The organism is Paenibacillus graminis (assembly GCF_000758705.1).
Classification (GTDB): Bacteria; Bacillota; Bacilli; order Paenibacillales; family Paenibacillaceae; genus Paenibacillus_AQ; species Paenibacillus_AQ graminis.
In genome coordinates this window covers 3,066,980-3,083,036 of sequence record NZ_CP009287.1, presented here as the reverse complement: position 1 = coordinate 3,083,036, position 16,057 = coordinate 3,066,980, and the positions used below count along the sequence as shown (strand labels likewise).

The window sequence follows — 16,057 nt, the reverse complement described above, 5'->3', positions numbered from 1 at the left end:
GCGGAAAAAGACACTCCTGCTGCTTCATTGTCCTCCTAATGATTTCCAACCTTAACATGCCGGATTCATAGCTTTGTCTAACCTGTTTCTATCGTATCAAAAAGCGCGTGAAAAATCCAACATTCGTGAAAGATTTTCATTAATTTTGCAGAAAAAATTTCAGTATCCGCTTTATTTCGTATTTATTTTGCGCTTTCCGCCGGCTGAACTGTCAATTGCGACAGTCTGTTTCCAGTTTCATCCATCCATTTATGATCGTTTAGATCCACTGCAAAACGGTATACATCCAGCAGCAAGTCAATTCGCCCCTGTATCGCGGCCCGGATCATTTCCTCCAACTCGGTCATTCCCCCGGAAAACAGCCCTTTAGCAAAGGTTTCCTTGAGCACACTGGCCCATTCATTTCTGTCAGCAAACGAAATATGCCGCTTGGGCGGCGTTTCTCCAAGTTCGTGAATCAGCTTGCCCAGATCATTTTTAATGCATGACAGAGGCTCATAGCGACCACACTCTCCGCAGGTATAGACAGGGACATGCGTAATTTTTATCTTTGCACTGTAGATTAACGTATGCATATGTATGGTCATGATGCCGCCGCAGCTGCATGACGTCTTCAATAAATAATCTTTGTACATCTCCCACACCTCAGATTTATTTTATAAAATCTCAAGAACCGCATGATCAATAAAAAACGCGAAAACTCACCTGTTCAATTCCTATATTCGACCTGCTTCCCCTCAATCCCTGCCGATTTGCATAAAATGATTTATTTGGAAATCCAACTAAGGATTTCAATCCGCCGGATGACTTCATATTTCAAATTTGCTAGAATGGACTGAAGTCAAGATTCATGAAGGGAGCTGCAGAACATGAGACTAACCGGCAAAAAGGTCATAGCATTGGTAGACGACGAATTCGAGGATTTGGAGCTGTGGTATCCGGTGTACCGCGTCAGAGAGGAAGGGGCCGAGGTCCATCTGGCCGGTCTGGAAAAAGATAAAACCTATGTAGGCAAATATGGGGTTCCCGCTAAAGCTGAGTATTCCTGGGATGAGCTGGACGCTGCAGATTATGACGGCATACTCGTTCCTGGCGGCTGGGCTCCCGATAAAATCCGCCGTTATAGCGCGGTGCTGAAGCTTGTACAGGATTTTAATACGGCTAAGAAACCGATTGGGCAAATCTGCCATGCCGGCTGGGTATTGATCTCTGCCAAAATATTAGGTGGCGTAACGGTTACATCCACCCCGGGTATCCGTGATGATATGGAGAATGCCGGAGCGATCTGGAAGGATGAAGCTGTCGTAACCGATGGACATATCATCTCCGCCCGCCGTCCGCCGGATCTGCCGCCTTACGGCAAAGCTTTCTGCGATGCATTGGCGGGAGAGTAGTCCGGGAGAATAAACGAATCACAGTATATAAAAAGCCCTGCCCTTTTTACTGTATGAAGGGCAGGGCTTTTTTTGCTCCAACGTTATTTGCGGATGAAGAGGGAAACGTTTTCTTTGATCGGATTTGGGTAGCTGTTGATCTTAAAGGTAAGCGGCTGAGGCAAAGCTTCACTGCCTAGATTGATATAATATTGGGTAGGGCTGTTTTCCTGAGTTATATCCACTATGTGCGAATACAGATTGAAGTCATCATAATTAATTGTGTGCGCTCCCCCTTTGCCATCTGTAAAACGCTCATCCAAAATCATATTTATGCTCGTAACTCTGACCTGCTATGGTCAGGCTTTTATTAATCTGTAGCGTGTCTCCGGTTTTAGCTAAGGACTCTTTATGGAGCGGAATCGGCACGGACAGGTTGGCCGCTGCCTGCTCAGAATTGGCATAAAGATCATTAGAGATCCTTGCGTTCACAAGCAATTGCTCAGGCATTTTCGTATATTCGTTATCCCACAAAATCTGCTCGTATCCCCGGGTTATCCCCCGCTTGATATTCTGAACAATCCCTGTTAAATTCAGGCCTACCCATTCATTCTTTTCATTAATCATAGATACTCTAAATTTTTGCGAATTGTCCATCGTATTGTTTTGTAAAGTGTATAAGACAATTATCCCTTTCTGGTCAGCTGCGATACCATCAACAGTCAGCACAAATCCGTTTTGTTCGACCGAAGTGCCGTTAACCCGCTGGATTAAACCTGCATCCAGTGCCGAGGAAACCGTAAGGTTACTATCGACCGCTGTACGAAAAACCTCAAACTCCCCCCAATCATGCGCTGCGCCAAGCGTAGCCTGGGTATCCTTAATACGCAGTTCCACAGTTTCGGCGAACCGGGGAAACGCAAACAGCAGTATGACAGCCAGGACAGCAAGTCCTCCTACCTGCCGGATAAACAACTGCTCCTCTCCATCCACAGCCTGTACCTTCCAAAAGCTTCTCCATACGCTGAATTCTCCCCCTCCTCGTTCTTAATTGTACTTCTATGTATACTGACTCCATTGGCCTGGGAACGGTTTTATTTTTTTGGGGGAAGCAGCAAAAATAGCCCCACTCCGTGGGGCCTTGGCTTTGAATTCCGCTCGCTTCACGATCCATCCGCCAGGGATGCGGACAGGTAGTCAAGTGAGAATGCTATTGGTTTGTGCTGCCCGGGCCAGCTTACGAACTTTTGCCCTTCACCTCTGCTCCTGCTGCAAGCGGAATCCCGCTCCGCCCGGCAAAGGCGGTCAGCAGCTCTTCCGTCTGTGTGCTGGTCCGGTGCCGGAAACAGGACTTGGCCGTTTCTCTGGCTTCGGAAGCCAGCGTGTTCAGTGCGCGGTGCTTCACCTTCAGCAGCGCCTGCGGCGACATGCTGAGGTCGTTGATGCCCATCTCCAGCCAGAGCGGCAGGGACCGTTCATCCGCCGCCATCTCCCCGCATACACTGATATCGATGCCGACACGCCGCGCCGCTTCGACAGTCATCCGGATCATCCGCAGCACTCCCGGATGGTAGGGATGATACATATGGGCAATTTGTTCATTCATACGGTCAACTGCCAGCACATACTGGACCAGATCGTTAGTACCGATGCTGAAAAAGTCGACCTCCTCCGCGAGCAGATCCGCAATCATTACCGCTGCCGGAACCTCGATCATAATCCCTACAGGAATATTCCGGTTGTACGGAATTCCCTGCTGGTCGAGTTCTTCCTTGACTTCGTTCAGCACTGCTTTGGCAGCCTGCACTTCCTCTACGGAAGAGATCATCGGGAACATCATTTTTATATTCCCGTAGTGGCTGGCCCGCAGGATTGCGGTCATCTGGGTTTTGAACATGTCTTTACGGTCCAGACTGATGCGGATCGCCCGGTAGCCGAGGAACGGATTCTGCTCTTCAGGAAGCTGGAAATAATCCAAATGCTTGTCTCCCCCAATATCCAGCGTGCGGATGACGACGGTTTCGTTCCCTACTTTTTCGGCTACAAGCTTATAAACCTCGAATTGCTCCTCTTCCGTCGGGAATGAGCTGCGGTCCATATATAAGAATTCGGTCCGGAACAGCCCGACACCTTGAGCCCCGTACTTCAGCGCCATGTCCAGCTCCTTCACGGAACTGATATTGCCGGCCAGCCGCAGCTTCACGCCGTCTTTGGTTACAGCATCCACAGTGGCGAGGAGCTCCAGCTGTTCTTTTTTGCGCTGCTGCTTCGCCCGTCTGGAGGCATATTCTTTCAGCATCAGTTCATCCGGGTAGAGCTGAACCACCCCGGTTTCTCCATCCATCACCAGCAGGTCCCCTGTCTGAATAGGTGTCAGAATCTTGTTCTCCAGACCCGCTACCAGCGGTATCCCCAGCGCACGGGCCATAATCGAGGAATGGGAGGTCTTGCCGCCCATCATGGTTACGATGCCGAGCACATAGGTTGGATTCAAATGGGCCAACTGCGAAGGCGACAGCTCTTTGGCCACAAGAATATACGGCTGCGTATCGGAGGGCAGTGTAACCTCCGGCGCACCCAGAAGATGCTTCAGCAGACGGTTGCCGACATCCTTGATATCCACCGCCCGCTCCTTCATATATTCATCGTCCAGCAGATCGAACATGGCGACAAAATGATCGATGGCCTCTTTGACCGCCACCTCAGCCGCTTTGTACTGGCGCTCGATAATACCGCGGATTTCACTCATGAACACCGGATCATCCAGAATCGCCAAGTGGGCGTCAAAGATACTCGATTCCTCCGGCCCGACCACCTCACGGAATTCTCTTTTGATAAATTCAATCTCATCCTTAGAGGTGCGTATCCCTTCGTATAAACGTTCGAACTCCTTGGCCAGATCCACCGGATTTACCTGTGTATCCGGCAGGCTCCATTCCCAGTTCGGCAAGACAAAGGCCTTCCCGATGGCTACACCTGCTGCGGCGCCTATGCCTTGTATCATGCTTCAACCCCTCCAACATTGCTTTCATGTAAGACCACGGACATCACGGATGACTGCCCCTTTTTAACATTTTTGAATGGAGCATAGCTCCAGGATTTTACACGGTCCGGGTTCGTAATCACCATCGGTGTCGCCAGTGAAGGTGCATGGTCACGCAAATAGGTCAGATCAAATCTGACCAGGAGCTGCCCCGGCTCCACACTGTCCCCTTCCTGCACAAGCGCCTCAAACGGCCCTTTAAGCTGTGAAGTGTCAATGCCGATATGCATAAGCACCTCCAGCCCCTCGGGCGTAGAAATGCCCACTGCATGCATTGTAGGATATACGTGCATGACCTTGCCGAAGACCGGCGAAACGAGTTCCCCCTTCTCCGGGAAAAATGCTACCCCGTCGCCCACCAGCTTCGCGGCAAAAATATGGTCCGGCACTTCTTCAATCGGCATCATCCGGCCCTGAATCGGCGAACTGAACAGCACCTGAGGCAGATCGCGGAGCAGCAGCTTATTGATCTCCTCCCGGATCAGCTCGGAATAGGTCCCGAACACGACCTGGACATTCCCTCCGCCCAGCTTAATGATGCCCGCAGAGCCAAGTCCCTTCAGTGCCCCGGTGTCGATATACCGGTCATTGTGCACTGTTAATCTCAGCCGTGTAATGCAGGCCTGTACCTGCACGATGTTTTCCTTCCCGCCCAGCGCTTCCAGGATCAGCGGAGCCTGATAAGGAATGTTGCCTGCCCAGTCGCCCAGCTCCGAGCCTTCCTCGCGTCCCGGGGTCGGAATCTGGAACCGGCGGATCGCCCAGCGGAACACATTATAATAGACAATGCCATAGCCGATGCCGATCGGAATCAGCAGCCAAGCCCGCTGTGACAAATGCATGTTAAGGAAAAAATCAATGGCCCCCGCCGAGTAGGAGAAGCCGTGATGGATGCCCAGCGCATAGGTCAGCACCATCGCCAGACCGGACATGACCACATGCAGCCCGAACAAATAAGGCGATGCGAACAAAAAGGCAAACTCAATCTGCTCAGAGACACCCGTCAGGAAGCAGACCAAGGCGGCGCGCACAAACGTCTTCTTGATTTTTGGCTTCAAATCCTCGCGCGCTTCCTGAATAATGGCGAACGCAATCGCCGGCAGCGCGAACATCATGATCGGAAACAGGCCCGCCATAAAGATGCCCGCTGTAGGGTCACCGGCAAAAAAACGCGGCAAATCCCCCTGCACGACTGTGCTCCCGTCAGGTGTAGTAAAGGTTCCCAGCTGAAACCAGAACACATTATTGAGAATATGGTGCAGGCCAAACGCCGTCAGCACTCTGTACAGTACCCCGTACACAAACACGCCGTATCCGCCGGTTGCCTGTATATCACGGAACAGGATGTCGAGTCCATGCTGCAGCACAGGCGACAGTCCAAGCATCACCCAGGCGAACAAGGCAGAGAACAGACCCATGAACAGCAAAACAAAACGCGACCCTCCAAAAAACTGGATCGCCTCCGGCAGTTTGATATTTTTGAACCGGTTATGCGCCACACCGGCGACAATTCCGAGGATAATCCCGATTAGTGTTGCAGGCTGTACCGCCCCGTCTCCCATGTTGGACACAATCCGGTCATAAGTAAACATCCCCGCGAGCGCCGCCATTCCCGCCGGTCCGGCCTGATTGGACAACCCCCACGCCACACCGACCGCAAATAAATAAGGCATGAAATAAAAAATCCCCTGCCCCGCGTAAGTAGTCACTTCGGATACCGAAGAAAGTCCCCATGCAGACCAAGGCAAACTGCCCAGACTCAGCAAAATAGCCGCCGCCGGCAGCACCATGGTAGGAAGCATAATGGCTCTGCCCAACTGCTGCAAAGATCCGAGCCAATTCAAGGTGACCCTCTCCTTTCTTTCTATATTGAATGGTAAGCGCTGCAGCTGGTTTTGTCAAAAGATTCTGACCGAAAAAGTTACCTTGTGAGTAAGGAGAATTTGATGCGGAAGGCTGATGCTTGTTGGATGAAAGCCGCTTAATTAGTTTTATCATGCAAAGCTATATGATTCTAAGTAATATTACTGAATTTAGTGCCGATAGGCGCGTTCTCCAGCCCTCGCATTCGTATGCAGATCCATGAACATGCGGTGTGCTTGCTTAAATTCCATTCCGTTCCGTACCCAAACTCAAAAAAGAACTCCCAACTCTAAAGTGAATTAGAGTAAAGGACGTTCTTCGTCTGTGTTGTCCAACAACATTTCTGAAACTTAAGCCTCGCGTAAAACCACATGCTTACAAGCAACTGAGATCAAGTCTATATCCAATTATTAGGGTAGCTAACCTTTCTCGAAGAATGTACATGTGGTAGCATATAATATATTTCCATATCATAAACCATTAAAATCTTGAATATTTTTTCAACAATATTAATGACCATTGCACCACTAGTTTATGGTCGTTTCATTTGAACATCCAAATAGAAAGGGATTTGACTATGATATTCATTAACAAAAAAACTATTGATAAGCTAACCGAATCTCACAAAGAATCTGACATGCTTAGCTGCTATTCCACTCCCCAAAGCCTTTCGGCTTGTACAAGCCGAGCTATAATACTCCTAAATAATGATCGGATTATTCTCCTTTTCCTCAATCTATTTTCCTCTAAGGTAGTACAAAAAGTTGAATTTGAAGTAGCTGAATTACAAGAACAAAAATATCATTCTGGATACCTGTCTTCTGCAATATGGTCTTTTAACGTCAGAGGACAGCATTGGAAGTTCAGAATAATCAAAAAAATTCTTCCTCTTGGCTCTATGCAAAGGGATTTCCTAAATTTCTTGCAGCATAATATCATAAATTAGCGACTGAGCAGATCACCGGCCTCTGATTAACGGAAATAGAATATTAGATGACGCGAAGTTTCTTACCAAATGGTTGCGTAAAAATCCTCCCCGATCAATTATGGCGTTTCCACTTGAGAATTCTCAATTTCAAACTTGTACTACCCTGAGCGCGCATCAAAGAGGAGATGCCGTTTCCTGAAGCATGAATCTGCGGTCAGATAGCCGCGGTCAAACAGAAATCTCCACATCGTACAGATGTGGAGACAGCTCAGGCAACTCAGAATCCGTTCTTGTATGTGCTTGCATAGCCATACGCCCTTTGAGTCCCCCGCTTTCCTACCTGTTTCCTTAAGCCCGGCTGCGGCCCTTCATGGTGATTGCTTCCTCGACCTTGATGCAGCGGTCCATAATCGCGGTCATCCCGTGCCCAGCGGCGATGTCGGCAGCCTCCTGGCTGACGATGCCCTGCTGGAGCCAGAGCACACGCGCGCCGATGTCAGCGGCTTCCCGGGCGACGTCCGCACAGTATTCACTGCGGCGGAAGACATTCACAATGTCCACAGGTTCAGGGATCTCAGCCAGCGTATGATAACATTTCTCGCCAAGAATCTCACCGTCCACTGAGGGATTGACCGGAATAATGCGATAACCCCGGCTCTGCATGGCACCTGCCACCATATAAGAGGTACGGTCCGTTTTGTCGGAGAGTCCGACTACAGCTATATTGCCCGCAGCAGCAAGAATTTCACCAATCTGCTCCCGGCTTGGGTTCTCAAAGCTCATGTGTATTTCCCCTTTCCATATATAGTGCCATTGGTATCCACAGGGACATGGATTCTCAACCATACAGCACATAGTTATTAACAAGTACATCATACATCGCAGCGTGAAAAGTTCCAAATTTATGTCTTTATTTTACGCCGATACTTCCTGAATAGCTTTTGACATATAGAGAATTCTCCCCGGCACCGATAGTTCCATTTACGTCCCCGTCTGTATCCTTCGTGGTTAAAAAATCCGCTAGATGAACGGTCGAATCCCCTTTTGTATTTTCCACGGCCACTTTTAAGCTGGATGGTGCTGTTTGATACACCACCTGAATATCTCCAGTTTTGGTTTCAATTCTCTTTTCACCTTTTTCCCCCATCCCATTTAGGACGATTTCACCACTATTAGAAAAAACATTCATTATTAAACTGGTTACGTTTTTAAAATAAAGGTCATTCCCTTTGGCGGCTACGTCCATTTTGCCGAATGATCTGTTATTTACTGTCAGGTCTCCTTCCATTAGATTAAAGTTCGCCGAATCCGCTTCAGTTTGATTAAATTTCACATTGCCTGCTTGGTTCTGAACGATTAATTCATGGGCTGCTAACGCCCGGAAATTCAAATCCCCCTCATTGTTGACCACTGAAACTTCTTCTACTGTATTTTTGGGGATGGACACCCTGATGGTTCCCTCTTTCTGAAAAGTAAACGCCGAAAAAGCACCGCCAATTTGTTTATCTTGTTGAATAATGAGCCGGTTAGCTTTACGTGTCACTGCAACAGGAGTCTTCTTCTTATCCTTCTGCCTGCCTGTGATGTCTACATGAATTTGATTGTCTGCTGATTCTTCCACTTCAAGATCCCATGAATCATTGATAATGTCTATGCGCCGAATGGCTTCAGACGGAAAATGTTCCGTTATCTCCAGCTTTCGTGATCCAACTTGCGAAGCAATCACAAGGATTCCGGCCAAGACAACGGCTGCCAATATCCAGATCCATTTATTTGTTTTCATCATTTATGCCACATCCTTTCGGTCGATATTCCGGTACGATAGATAAGCTACGGCTAAACCTAACACACAGAACACGATTGGCACTCCGATCAATTGAAAGATGGATACAGAACTGCTTCCATCTGAAACCGTAGCATTTAGCAGAGTTCCTATGATTACTGAACTAGTAATGGTTGAGGCAGTAGATTTTTTACGCATACCGAAAAATAATGGGATAAGGCTTAAGCCTGCGGTCATCGCTGAAGCGATCAAGACAGCCGGAACAGCTGCCAGCAATTCCCCCCACGACGCCGGTGTTTCGAAGAAATGAACGGTCTGATTTAACATGACGGTCACAATCTCAATGAATACAGTGGAAATCACTACACTTGAAAAGCAGAAGCCAAGAACAAGCAGTAATTTTGCCTGAATCAATTTTTTGCGCGGCAAGGGGTATGAAAATAACAACTGAATGGTTTTATTCTTATATTCATCAATCACTAACCTGGAAATAATAATGCCCGAAAAAACGACAAAGGTAATCCGGATAAAGATATTGGCCAGTGACATAAAAGCTGTAAAATCCGCAAACATAGGTTCACCCTGTGCATTTGACATCAAAGCCATTCCTGCTACCATTCCAAAAATAATAACCATACAAATCACAGCCTTTATAATGTATCCCGCCAGATCATTTCTCTGCCATTCTATTTTCATCAGACTAAGCATGTTATCTGCCCCCATGAATGAGATTCAGGAAATACTCTTCCAAATTACTTTGTTGTGTTTCAATGCTGTTTACAAGGATATCATTTAGGACCAGCTCTTTATTAATGACCGACTGCGACACCTCATGCTGGTAGACCCGGATCGTTTCTGTATCAACCGCTTCAAAGTTATGCAGGTTTAATTTTTCTTTCAGCACAAGTGCAGCCTGCTTGCTGTTTGCCACTTTTATTTCCAGGTATTGAATATTTTCCTTTCTGACTTCAGTCATCTTCACTTCTCTGATTAATTGTCCCTGATTAATAATTCCAATCGTATCCGCAATGGTCTCCATCTCAGAAACAATATGACTGGAGACTAGAATTGTCATCCCGTACTCCTTCTTCAGCTTCAATAAAAGCATCCGGATATCCTTAATTCCCACAGGGTCTAGACCATTAATCGGTTCATCTAAAATCAAAATGGCCGGCCCGGTAAGAATGGCTCTGGCAATTCCCAGGCGCTGCTTCATCCCAAGTGAAAACTCATGCACTTTTTTATCTTCTACTCCTGTCAAGCCAACTGTCTGCAATACTTCAGGAATCCGGTCCTTACCATGGAAACGGGCGTAGGCACAATGGTATTTTAAATTCTCAGCAGCGGTTAGACGGTCATAAAAAACGGGATATTCAATGATGCTTCCGATATGCTTCAGGTATTGAAAAGACGTTTCGGATACAGGCTGATTCAGCACAAAGATCTCACCTGAGGTTGGCTTCACCAAATTAAGGATCATTTTCATAATTGTTGTTTTGCCGGCACCGTTCGGACCTAAAAATCCGTAAATTTCACCCTTTTCAATTCGCATGGTTACCTTTGATACGATTTCTTCCTGCTTATAAGACTTTGATAATTGATTGATTCGGATCATTGTTTCCATTACTTCTCGCTCCTTATGCGGCGTAGTCTATCTTCCTGCTATGTTTACAGCATAAGGCTACTGCCTTCGATTCAAGAGGGTCATATCATCAACTGTATGTTAACCTTCATAAACGGTACGCTGATAAAAGAAAAAGAAGCGCTGACAGCCATTTAAGAAACAGCTTCCAGCATTTCTTATGAATTTTCAAAAAACACTTAATGGAGGAACTCTTTTTGCCTTAAAGCTTCCATCCTTTCAATGGTTTCCTTTTGCAGCCTTCTTGAAACCGAACAGCTTATATCGTGGTCAAACAAGACAAGTTTGTTCTTCTTATCAACGGATCTGATATTAGACAGATTGACTACAAATGCCCGGTGGCAGCGGAAGAGGCGGTCATCATAACCGGCAATTTCATGTAATTCAGCATAAAAATTAAGAACTTTAGTTTTAGTAATTAACCTTATTTTATGTGCAATTTCCATAGTCTCAAAATAAAGGATGTCTGAAAAGGGAATTTGAAAGCTGGTATATTTATTCTCGAATGTAAAGTTATCGGGACTTACCGGAATCGTCCGGCGCGAATCGGCAATGAACAGACACTCTTCAACTTTTTGAATAAATTCTACTTCCTCTAAATCTTTTTCAATAAAATCTAAAGCAGCCACACGGTATGTAAAGGTTATTGGCGCTAACTCGGAATGGGTGGTAACAAAAACAATCGTGCCGTAGGGATCTTTTTTTCTAATTTCCTTAGCGATAGCGAGCCCTTTATGCTTCTCATGTTTGATCTCCAGATCAAGAAAATACAGCTTGTGGTCAGCCGCATTCTCAATTTGCGATAATAAATGATCCGGTTTTGCGGTCGAACATAGACTCCGGCAACGGATCTGGTGTTTAAACAACAATGTCCGGATGATCCGTTCTAAGCGCTGCTGCTGGATCAGGTCATCCTCCAAAATAAATATGTTCATTTCCGTTCTCCAGTCTTTCTTAAAATTAGTGTCTGAGAAAACAAGTTTGATCGGGTTTCCGTTTCAAGCGATACAAAGTGATTTTCCTTTAAAATCTGCTGCACATTATATAACCCCAAGCCATGCCCCTTACCTTTGGAAGAGTACCCGCGCTCCCCCAGCCGTCGTAAACAAATGTTCTCTCCGCTGCTGTTCTCAATGATGATCCGCTGAGCGGCGGGGTCTTCCAATAATACGATCCAAAGCTTCGCTGCTTCTGTATTAGCCGCTGCTTCTATCGCATTATCTAATAAAATGGAAAGAACCCGGGTAAAAGAAATCAATTCCATCTGAATCAGCTGAATGGGTTCTTCAATTTCCAACGAAACATCTATTTTCATTTGTTGGGCCATTATTATTTTCGCAGCCAGGATACTTTTGACCTCGGATACATACAGATTTCGCAGCTTGACAAAGCTGTACTCATTCTTGCGCATCAATTGCCCCGTCGGCTTAACGGTTTGTTCATACACTTGTTTGACTTGCTCCCAATCTTCGCGGTAAATCCCATCCTCCAGAGTCAACAGGATATTAGCATAGTCATGGCGAAACCCTCTGAATTCATCATAAATTTTTTCGAGCTGCGCGGCATAATCCTTCAGCTGTACCAATTGTTCACTTTTAGATTTTTCCACTTCTCTTTTCTGAATATGATTGTATTGAAATTGCATATACAGCAAGGCAATGATAAACAGCAGCCACATCCCTAAGAGCAGGGTCCTATGGAATGAACTAAACTCGCCCGTTGTATTACCAATGGATAAGATCGGATATACCGAAATGATTATAATCATTAAAAGGACAATCACCGGAAAAAGAATCACTCTGCTGGATTTCTGCAGAATTTCCTTGTTAAGCTGTGGAACATAGCGGCGTACCGCTCTAAGACCGATTTCATTGATAACGGGCGGTGCCATAGCTGTAAACAGATACGGGAGATCGTCGATATTTGCTGATGATTGTCTAAAAATAAATTCAACCAATCGCGTAAGCGGATCTGCTGCGAGATAGCCTAAAAACGAATTCATGACCAAGGCATACGCTCCGTAAAAAACACCTAATGCGGTAATGGTTTTATGATTTTTGAAGTAGGATATGCCAACGAAACAGAGAAATAGCGTAACAGCCCCCCATACTCCGATAAAATATGTAGAAACAAATCCAATCAATAAAAACACTGCCAGCCAAATTGTGATTTCCCGGATTGTAAAGCGATAGCGTGAAATGGATTGAAAAATAAAAAAGAAGCTTAATATTTGGATTGCCATAATTAAATTAATCATTTTTCGTACCACCAGCCTTCAAGTGAAAAGAATAGCTATATCCCAGTAATTCCCTTGTTAGTTTTAGAAACACTCCTCACTCTAACCCTAAACTTTTTTTCACAACAGCGGTACGAAAAAGTTAACAAGACAAAAAACACTAACAAGTCGTTGTTAGTGTCGTTGTCTTGCACAACCAAACCATGTGAACCGAATCCGGTCCCCAATAATCCTTAACCACGGTGTAGGGCTCGCCAAATTTCCGCAGCCATCTTTGCTGCGCCCGCTTATAACCGCTGTCCAGGCAAAACTCTTCAATTCCCCGGCTCCTTAGATCATCCAGCATCTCCTTAATTAAGGCCGAGCCTATTCCCTGGCCCTGGCAGCTTGGCAAAATGTATAAGCTCCCCAGCTCACCTACATCATCAAGCTGATGTCCCGTACATGACCGGATATTCTCACCGCAGGGCCCGAATGAAATTGTTCCGGCAACCCTTCCGTCTAGTTTGGCAACAAGGAAAAACAGGCCGGAATTCTTAAGGTTCAGAGCGCTCGCAGCCATTTGTTGTTTGTTGTCAATTTCATTTTGGATGTCGTCCTGCAAAGAGGCAAGTCCCTCTTGTTCAAAGGCATCAGTAATGGTATGCCTAAAAAGCTCACACACAGACGGGAAGTCGTCTGGTGTGAGCGGATGTATAGTCAAAAGCTCTGGCTTCGTCATACCCACTCCACATCTGCACCAAGCAAGCGCAGGTGGTCGAAGTACTGCGGGTACGATTTGGCCACGTGATGGGCATCCTTGATCCGCAGCGGCTGGCGGGCCCGCAGGCCGACTACGGTCAGCGCCATGATTACCCGGTGGTCATAATGCGCATTGATCGTCACGCCGCCTTCGACGCCCTCAGGTTTACCGTGTACGATAATCTCATCCCGGCGTTCCTCAACGCTTGCTCCGGCGCGGGTCAGCTCAGCCAAATAGTCAGTAATGCGGTCGCATTCCTTGTATCTCAAATTCTCAACATTATAGAAGCGTGAGGTGCCTTCGGCAAAAACAGCGGCAGCCACCATTGCGAGGACCGCATCGGTTGCCGCATCACCGTCAAATTCCACAGCCTTCAGGATACCATTGCCCTGAACATGCACTGTACCATTCTCATGGGTAAGCGGCACTTGCATCATACGCAGCACATCTACAATCGCCCGCTCGCCCTGCTTGCTGTGTTCGGCAAGCCGGTGAATCCGGACATCCGATTTCGTCACCGCCGCCGCTGCGAGCACAGCTGCCGATCCGGGATAATCGCCCTGTACCGTGTAGGACTTGGCCGCATAGGCCTGGCCGCCCGGCACCTTGAAGGACATATAGTCATCAGCCGCGTGAACGATAATCCCCGCCTGCTCCAAGACCTCCAGCGTCTGGCCTACAACCACTTTGGATTTCAGGTCATCCAGCACAATAATTTCACTGTCTTCCTCAAGCAGCGGTGTCAGGAACAGAAGAGCGCTGAGATATTGCGAGCTGACCGCACCAGATACCGTAATCCGCCCGCCAGCCGGTTTGCCGCCGCGAATGGTAATCGGAAGTCTTCCGTTGTTATGCTCCACCTCTACGCCGAGCTGGCCAAGCGCTGTAATCAGATCGTCATGCGGACGTTTGCCCAAAGAATCCGGATACGTGTTCACAAAGGTGACCTCAGGACTGAGGGCCGCCACAGCCATCAGAAAACGCAGCACCGCACCGGCATTGCCCACGTTAAGCTCTTTGACATCACGGGGACGGCGGCCAAAGCCCTGAATGACAATTTTTTCCTCGTCTTCTGTAAGCACTGCTCCCAGATCAGCGATACATCTGCGGATCGCATCGCTGTCTTCACTGTGCGCCGGGTGGTAGATCGTGCTGACCCCTTCCGACAATGCGGCGACCAGCAGGTAGCGCGTAGTATAATTTTTGGAAGACAGGGCTCCGAATTCCCCTTGCAGGGTTGGTGTAGGCCTAACAATAACGTCCATGATATTAGCTCTCCTTATGGGCTCAAATATATATATTATGTATTGCTCAGTTTGACAGGGTAATCCGCAATTGTGTTATCATGATATCATCTTCTAGATGAAAAGAGGTCACAACCATGAATGAGATTCCCCAAATCACAGCACAAGAACTGCGGCAGCGTCTGGAGTCAGGTGAAGACCTTGTACTGATAGACGTCCGTGAAGACGACGAGGTTGCTTTCGGAATGATTCCCGGGGCGAAGCATATTCCTATGGGCGAAATACCGCAGCATACGGAAGAGCTGCCTCAAGAAACCGAAATCGTCTTTATTTGCCGCTCCGGCGCCCGCAGCCAGCGTGTCTGCGAATACCTGCAGCAGTTCGGCTACCGGACCTCCAACCTTAGCGGCGGGATGATGGACTGGAATGAAACTGCGGACGCCTAAGTCTAACACGGATACGCTTAAAAGCTCAACCGCGGTAGCGCATTAAAATATGCTTCGACACTTCTGCCGCATTCAGCTCCGTTGTATCGACCGTGCAATGTGCGAAACGGTAAGCGTCCCGGCGCTGTTCCAGAATCGTCCGAACCCGTTCCTGTGCATTGCCGGCGAGCAGCGGCCTGTTCTGATCCCCGCTGACACGGGCGATAATTGCCTCCTCTGAAGCGGTCAACGCAACAACTAGCCCATTTTGCAGCATGATGTCCGCATTCCCCGGCGCCAGCACCGCTCCGCCGCCTGTAGAGATAATCCGGCCCTCTCCCTCCAGCATGTCCTTCAGGACTGCCGATTCGATCCTGCGGAAATATTCTTCCCCGCCTTCAGCGAAGAGTTCCGCAATGCTCCGGCCTTCTTTCTGAATAATCACATGATCCAGATCAACCAGCTCATACCCCAGCTCTTCCGCCAGCAGTGCGCCCACCGTCGACTTTCCCGTGGCCATCATCCCGACGAGAATGATATTTTTATTGGCGTATTTCATCATGACCCTCCAACCGCGACATTTGTCATATCATAACACAGGGTGAAAACATTGCACAATGCACCGGCTTCGTTAACACACGCATCCCCACCCTACAAAGCAGACTTAATGGTGAAGCCTGATCAGGTGCTATAAAGATGACCCCAAACCCTGCAAGTATGCAAAAAAAGGCCCGAGGGCTCCCGCTGTCTGCTAAGGAGCCGTTCGGGCTGCTGTTTA

Annotated in this window: 16 protein-coding genes; 2 read left to right on the top strand and 14 right to left on the bottom strand. The window is 47.6% G+C overall.

Going from position 1 to position 16,057, the window contains the following annotated elements; translation table 11 throughout:
• Positions 1 to 182: 182 nt before the first annotated feature.
• Positions 183 to 635, bottom strand: coding sequence for a hypothetical protein (locus tag PGRAT_RS12675; RefSeq protein ID WP_025709368.1), 453 nt, complete (start codon positions 633 to 635; stop codon positions 183 to 185).
• A 234-nt stretch (positions 636 to 869) separates the two neighbouring features.
• Here PGRAT_RS12675 and PGRAT_RS12670 point away from each other — a divergent pair, with 234 nt between their 5' ends.
• Positions 870 to 1,394 carry a type 1 glutamine amidotransferase domain-containing protein gene (locus PGRAT_RS12670; RefSeq protein ID WP_025709366.1) on the top strand — a complete coding sequence of 175 codons (525 nt, stop codon included), beginning with the start codon at positions 870 to 872 and terminating at the stop codon, positions 1,392 to 1,394.
• 83 nt (positions 1,395 to 1,477) lie between these two features.
• On the opposite strand, the gene PGRAT_RS12665 is transcribed toward PGRAT_RS12670, so the two are convergent.
• From PGRAT_RS12665 to aroA, 12 genes are all read right to left on the bottom strand, one after another.
• The gene (locus PGRAT_RS12665) at positions 1,478 to 1,702 is read right to left on the bottom strand and encodes a hypothetical protein (RefSeq protein ID WP_025709364.1); all 225 of its coding nucleotides are present in this window, start codon (positions 1,700 to 1,702) and stop codon (positions 1,478 to 1,480) included.
• Positions 1,689 to 2,366 carry a DUF4179 domain-containing protein gene (locus PGRAT_RS12660; protein WP_025709363.1) on the bottom strand — a complete coding sequence of 226 codons (678 nt, stop codon included), beginning with the start codon at positions 2,364 to 2,366 and terminating at the stop codon, positions 1,689 to 1,691. The genes PGRAT_RS12665 and PGRAT_RS12660 overlap by 14 nt, the downstream gene beginning before the upstream one ends.
• Before the next feature lie 244 nt (positions 2,367 to 2,610).
• Positions 2,611 to 4,377, bottom strand: coding sequence for a phosphoenolpyruvate--protein phosphotransferase (gene ptsP / locus PGRAT_RS12655; RefSeq protein ID WP_025709361.1), 1,767 nt, complete (start codon positions 4,375 to 4,377; stop codon positions 2,611 to 2,613).
• Complete coding sequence (locus PGRAT_RS12650) at positions 4,374 to 6,260, bottom strand: glucose PTS transporter subunit IIA (protein ID WP_025709359.1); 1,887 nt, start codon at positions 6,258 to 6,260, stop codon at positions 4,374 to 4,376. Before PGRAT_RS12650 ends, ptsP begins: the two co-directional genes overlap by 4 nt.
• Before the next feature lie 1,295 nt (positions 6,261 to 7,555).
• Positions 7,556 to 7,990, bottom strand: a complete 435-nt coding sequence (locus PGRAT_RS12640) for a CoA-binding protein (protein ID WP_025709357.1) — start codon at positions 7,988 to 7,990, stop codon at positions 7,556 to 7,558.
• A gap of 127 nt (positions 7,991 to 8,117) precedes the next feature.
• Positions 8,118 to 8,993 (bottom strand): DUF4097 family beta strand repeat-containing protein, encoded by an 876-nt coding sequence (locus PGRAT_RS12635; RefSeq protein ID WP_025709356.1) that lies wholly within the window; start codon positions 8,991 to 8,993, stop codon positions 8,118 to 8,120.
• Positions 8,994 to 9,698: an ABC transporter permease gene (locus PGRAT_RS12630; RefSeq protein ID WP_025709355.1), complete on the bottom strand. Its 705-nt coding sequence runs from the start codon at positions 9,696 to 9,698 to the stop codon at positions 8,994 to 8,996.
• A 1-nt stretch (position 9,699) separates the two neighbouring features.
• Positions 9,700 to 10,614 carry an ABC transporter ATP-binding protein gene (locus PGRAT_RS12625; RefSeq protein ID WP_036707303.1) on the bottom strand — a complete coding sequence of 305 codons (915 nt, stop codon included), beginning with the start codon at positions 10,612 to 10,614 and terminating at the stop codon, positions 9,700 to 9,702.
• Between the two features lie 197 nt (positions 10,615 to 10,811).
• Positions 10,812 to 11,567 carry a response regulator transcription factor gene (locus tag PGRAT_RS12620; protein WP_025709354.1) on the bottom strand — a complete coding sequence of 252 codons (756 nt, stop codon included), beginning with the start codon at positions 11,565 to 11,567 and terminating at the stop codon, positions 10,812 to 10,814.
• The gene (locus PGRAT_RS12615; RefSeq protein ID WP_025709353.1) at positions 11,564 to 12,889 is read right to left on the bottom strand and encodes a sensor histidine kinase; all 1,326 of its coding nucleotides are present in this window, start codon (positions 12,887 to 12,889) and stop codon (positions 11,564 to 11,566) included. Before PGRAT_RS12615 ends, PGRAT_RS12620 begins: the two co-directional genes overlap by 4 nt.
• 139 nt (positions 12,890 to 13,028) lie before the next feature.
• Positions 13,029 to 13,589 (bottom strand): GNAT family N-acetyltransferase, encoded by a 561-nt coding sequence (locus PGRAT_RS12610; RefSeq protein WP_025709352.1) that lies wholly within the window; start codon positions 13,587 to 13,589, stop codon positions 13,029 to 13,031.
• On the bottom strand, positions 13,586 to 14,875 hold the full coding sequence (aroA, locus tag PGRAT_RS12605) for a 3-phosphoshikimate 1-carboxyvinyltransferase (RefSeq protein WP_025709351.1): 1,290 nt from the start codon (positions 14,873 to 14,875) through the stop codon (positions 13,586 to 13,588). The genes PGRAT_RS12610 and aroA overlap by 4 nt, the downstream gene beginning before the upstream one ends.
• Before the next feature lie 116 nt (positions 14,876 to 14,991).
• On the opposite strand from aroA, the gene PGRAT_RS12600 reads away from it, so the two are divergent.
• Complete coding sequence (locus PGRAT_RS12600; protein WP_025709350.1) at positions 14,992 to 15,300, top strand: rhodanese-like domain-containing protein; 309 nt, start codon at positions 14,992 to 14,994, stop codon at positions 15,298 to 15,300.
• Between the two features lie 25 nt (positions 15,301 to 15,325).
• Here the strand turns inward: PGRAT_RS12600 and PGRAT_RS12595 are convergent, their stop codons facing one another.
• Positions 15,326 to 15,838 carry a shikimate kinase gene (locus tag PGRAT_RS12595; protein WP_025709349.1) on the bottom strand — a complete coding sequence of 171 codons (513 nt, stop codon included), beginning with the start codon at positions 15,836 to 15,838 and terminating at the stop codon, positions 15,326 to 15,328.
• Positions 15,839 to 16,057 lie beyond the last annotated feature (219 nt).

Excerpts from the sequence above, each read along its gene's own strand:
- PGRAT_RS12595 (WP_025709349.1), bottom strand. The coding sequence starts at position 15,838 with ATGAAATACGCCAATAAAAATATCATTCTCGTCGGGATGATGGCCACG.
- PGRAT_RS12640 (WP_025709357.1), bottom strand. The coding sequence starts at position 7,990 with ATGAGCTTTGAGAACCCAAGCCGGGAGCAGATTGGTGAAATTCTTGCT.
- PGRAT_RS12615 (WP_025709353.1), bottom strand. The coding sequence starts at position 12,889 with ATGATTAATTTAATTATGGCAATCCAAATATTAAGCTTCTTTTTTATT.
- ptsP (WP_025709361.1), bottom strand. The coding sequence starts at position 4,377 with ATGATACAAGGCATAGGCGCCGCAGCAGGTGTAGCCATCGGGAAGGCC.
- PGRAT_RS12625 (WP_036707303.1), bottom strand. The coding sequence starts at position 10,614 with ATGGAAACAATGATCCGAATCAATCAATTATCAAAGTCTTATAAGCAG.
- PGRAT_RS12600 (WP_025709350.1), top strand. The coding sequence starts at position 14,992 with ATGAATGAGATTCCCCAAATCACAGCACAAGAACTGCGGCAGCGTCTG.
- PGRAT_RS12610 (WP_025709352.1), bottom strand. The coding sequence starts at position 13,589 with ATGACGAAGCCAGAGCTTTTGACTATACATCCGCTCACACCAGACGAC.
- PGRAT_RS12670 (WP_025709366.1), top strand. The coding sequence starts at position 870 with ATGAGACTAACCGGCAAAAAGGTCATAGCATTGGTAGACGACGAATTC.
- PGRAT_RS12635 (WP_025709356.1), bottom strand. The coding sequence starts at position 8,993 with ATGATGAAAACAAATAAATGGATCTGGATATTGGCAGCCGTTGTCTTG.
- PGRAT_RS12675 (WP_025709368.1), bottom strand. The coding sequence starts at position 635 with ATGTACAAAGATTATTTATTGAAGACGTCATGCAGCTGCGGCGGCATC.
- PGRAT_RS12665 (WP_025709364.1), bottom strand. The coding sequence starts at position 1,702 with ATGATTTTGGATGAGCGTTTTACAGATGGCAAAGGGGGAGCGCACACA.
- PGRAT_RS12630 (WP_025709355.1), bottom strand. The coding sequence starts at position 9,698 with ATGCTTAGTCTGATGAAAATAGAATGGCAGAGAAATGATCTGGCGGGA.
- PGRAT_RS12620 (WP_025709354.1), bottom strand. The coding sequence starts at position 11,567 with ATGAACATATTTATTTTGGAGGATGACCTGATCCAGCAGCAGCGCTTA.
- aroA (WP_025709351.1), bottom strand. The coding sequence starts at position 14,875 with ATGGACGTTATTGTTAGGCCTACACCAACCCTGCAAGGGGAATTCGGA.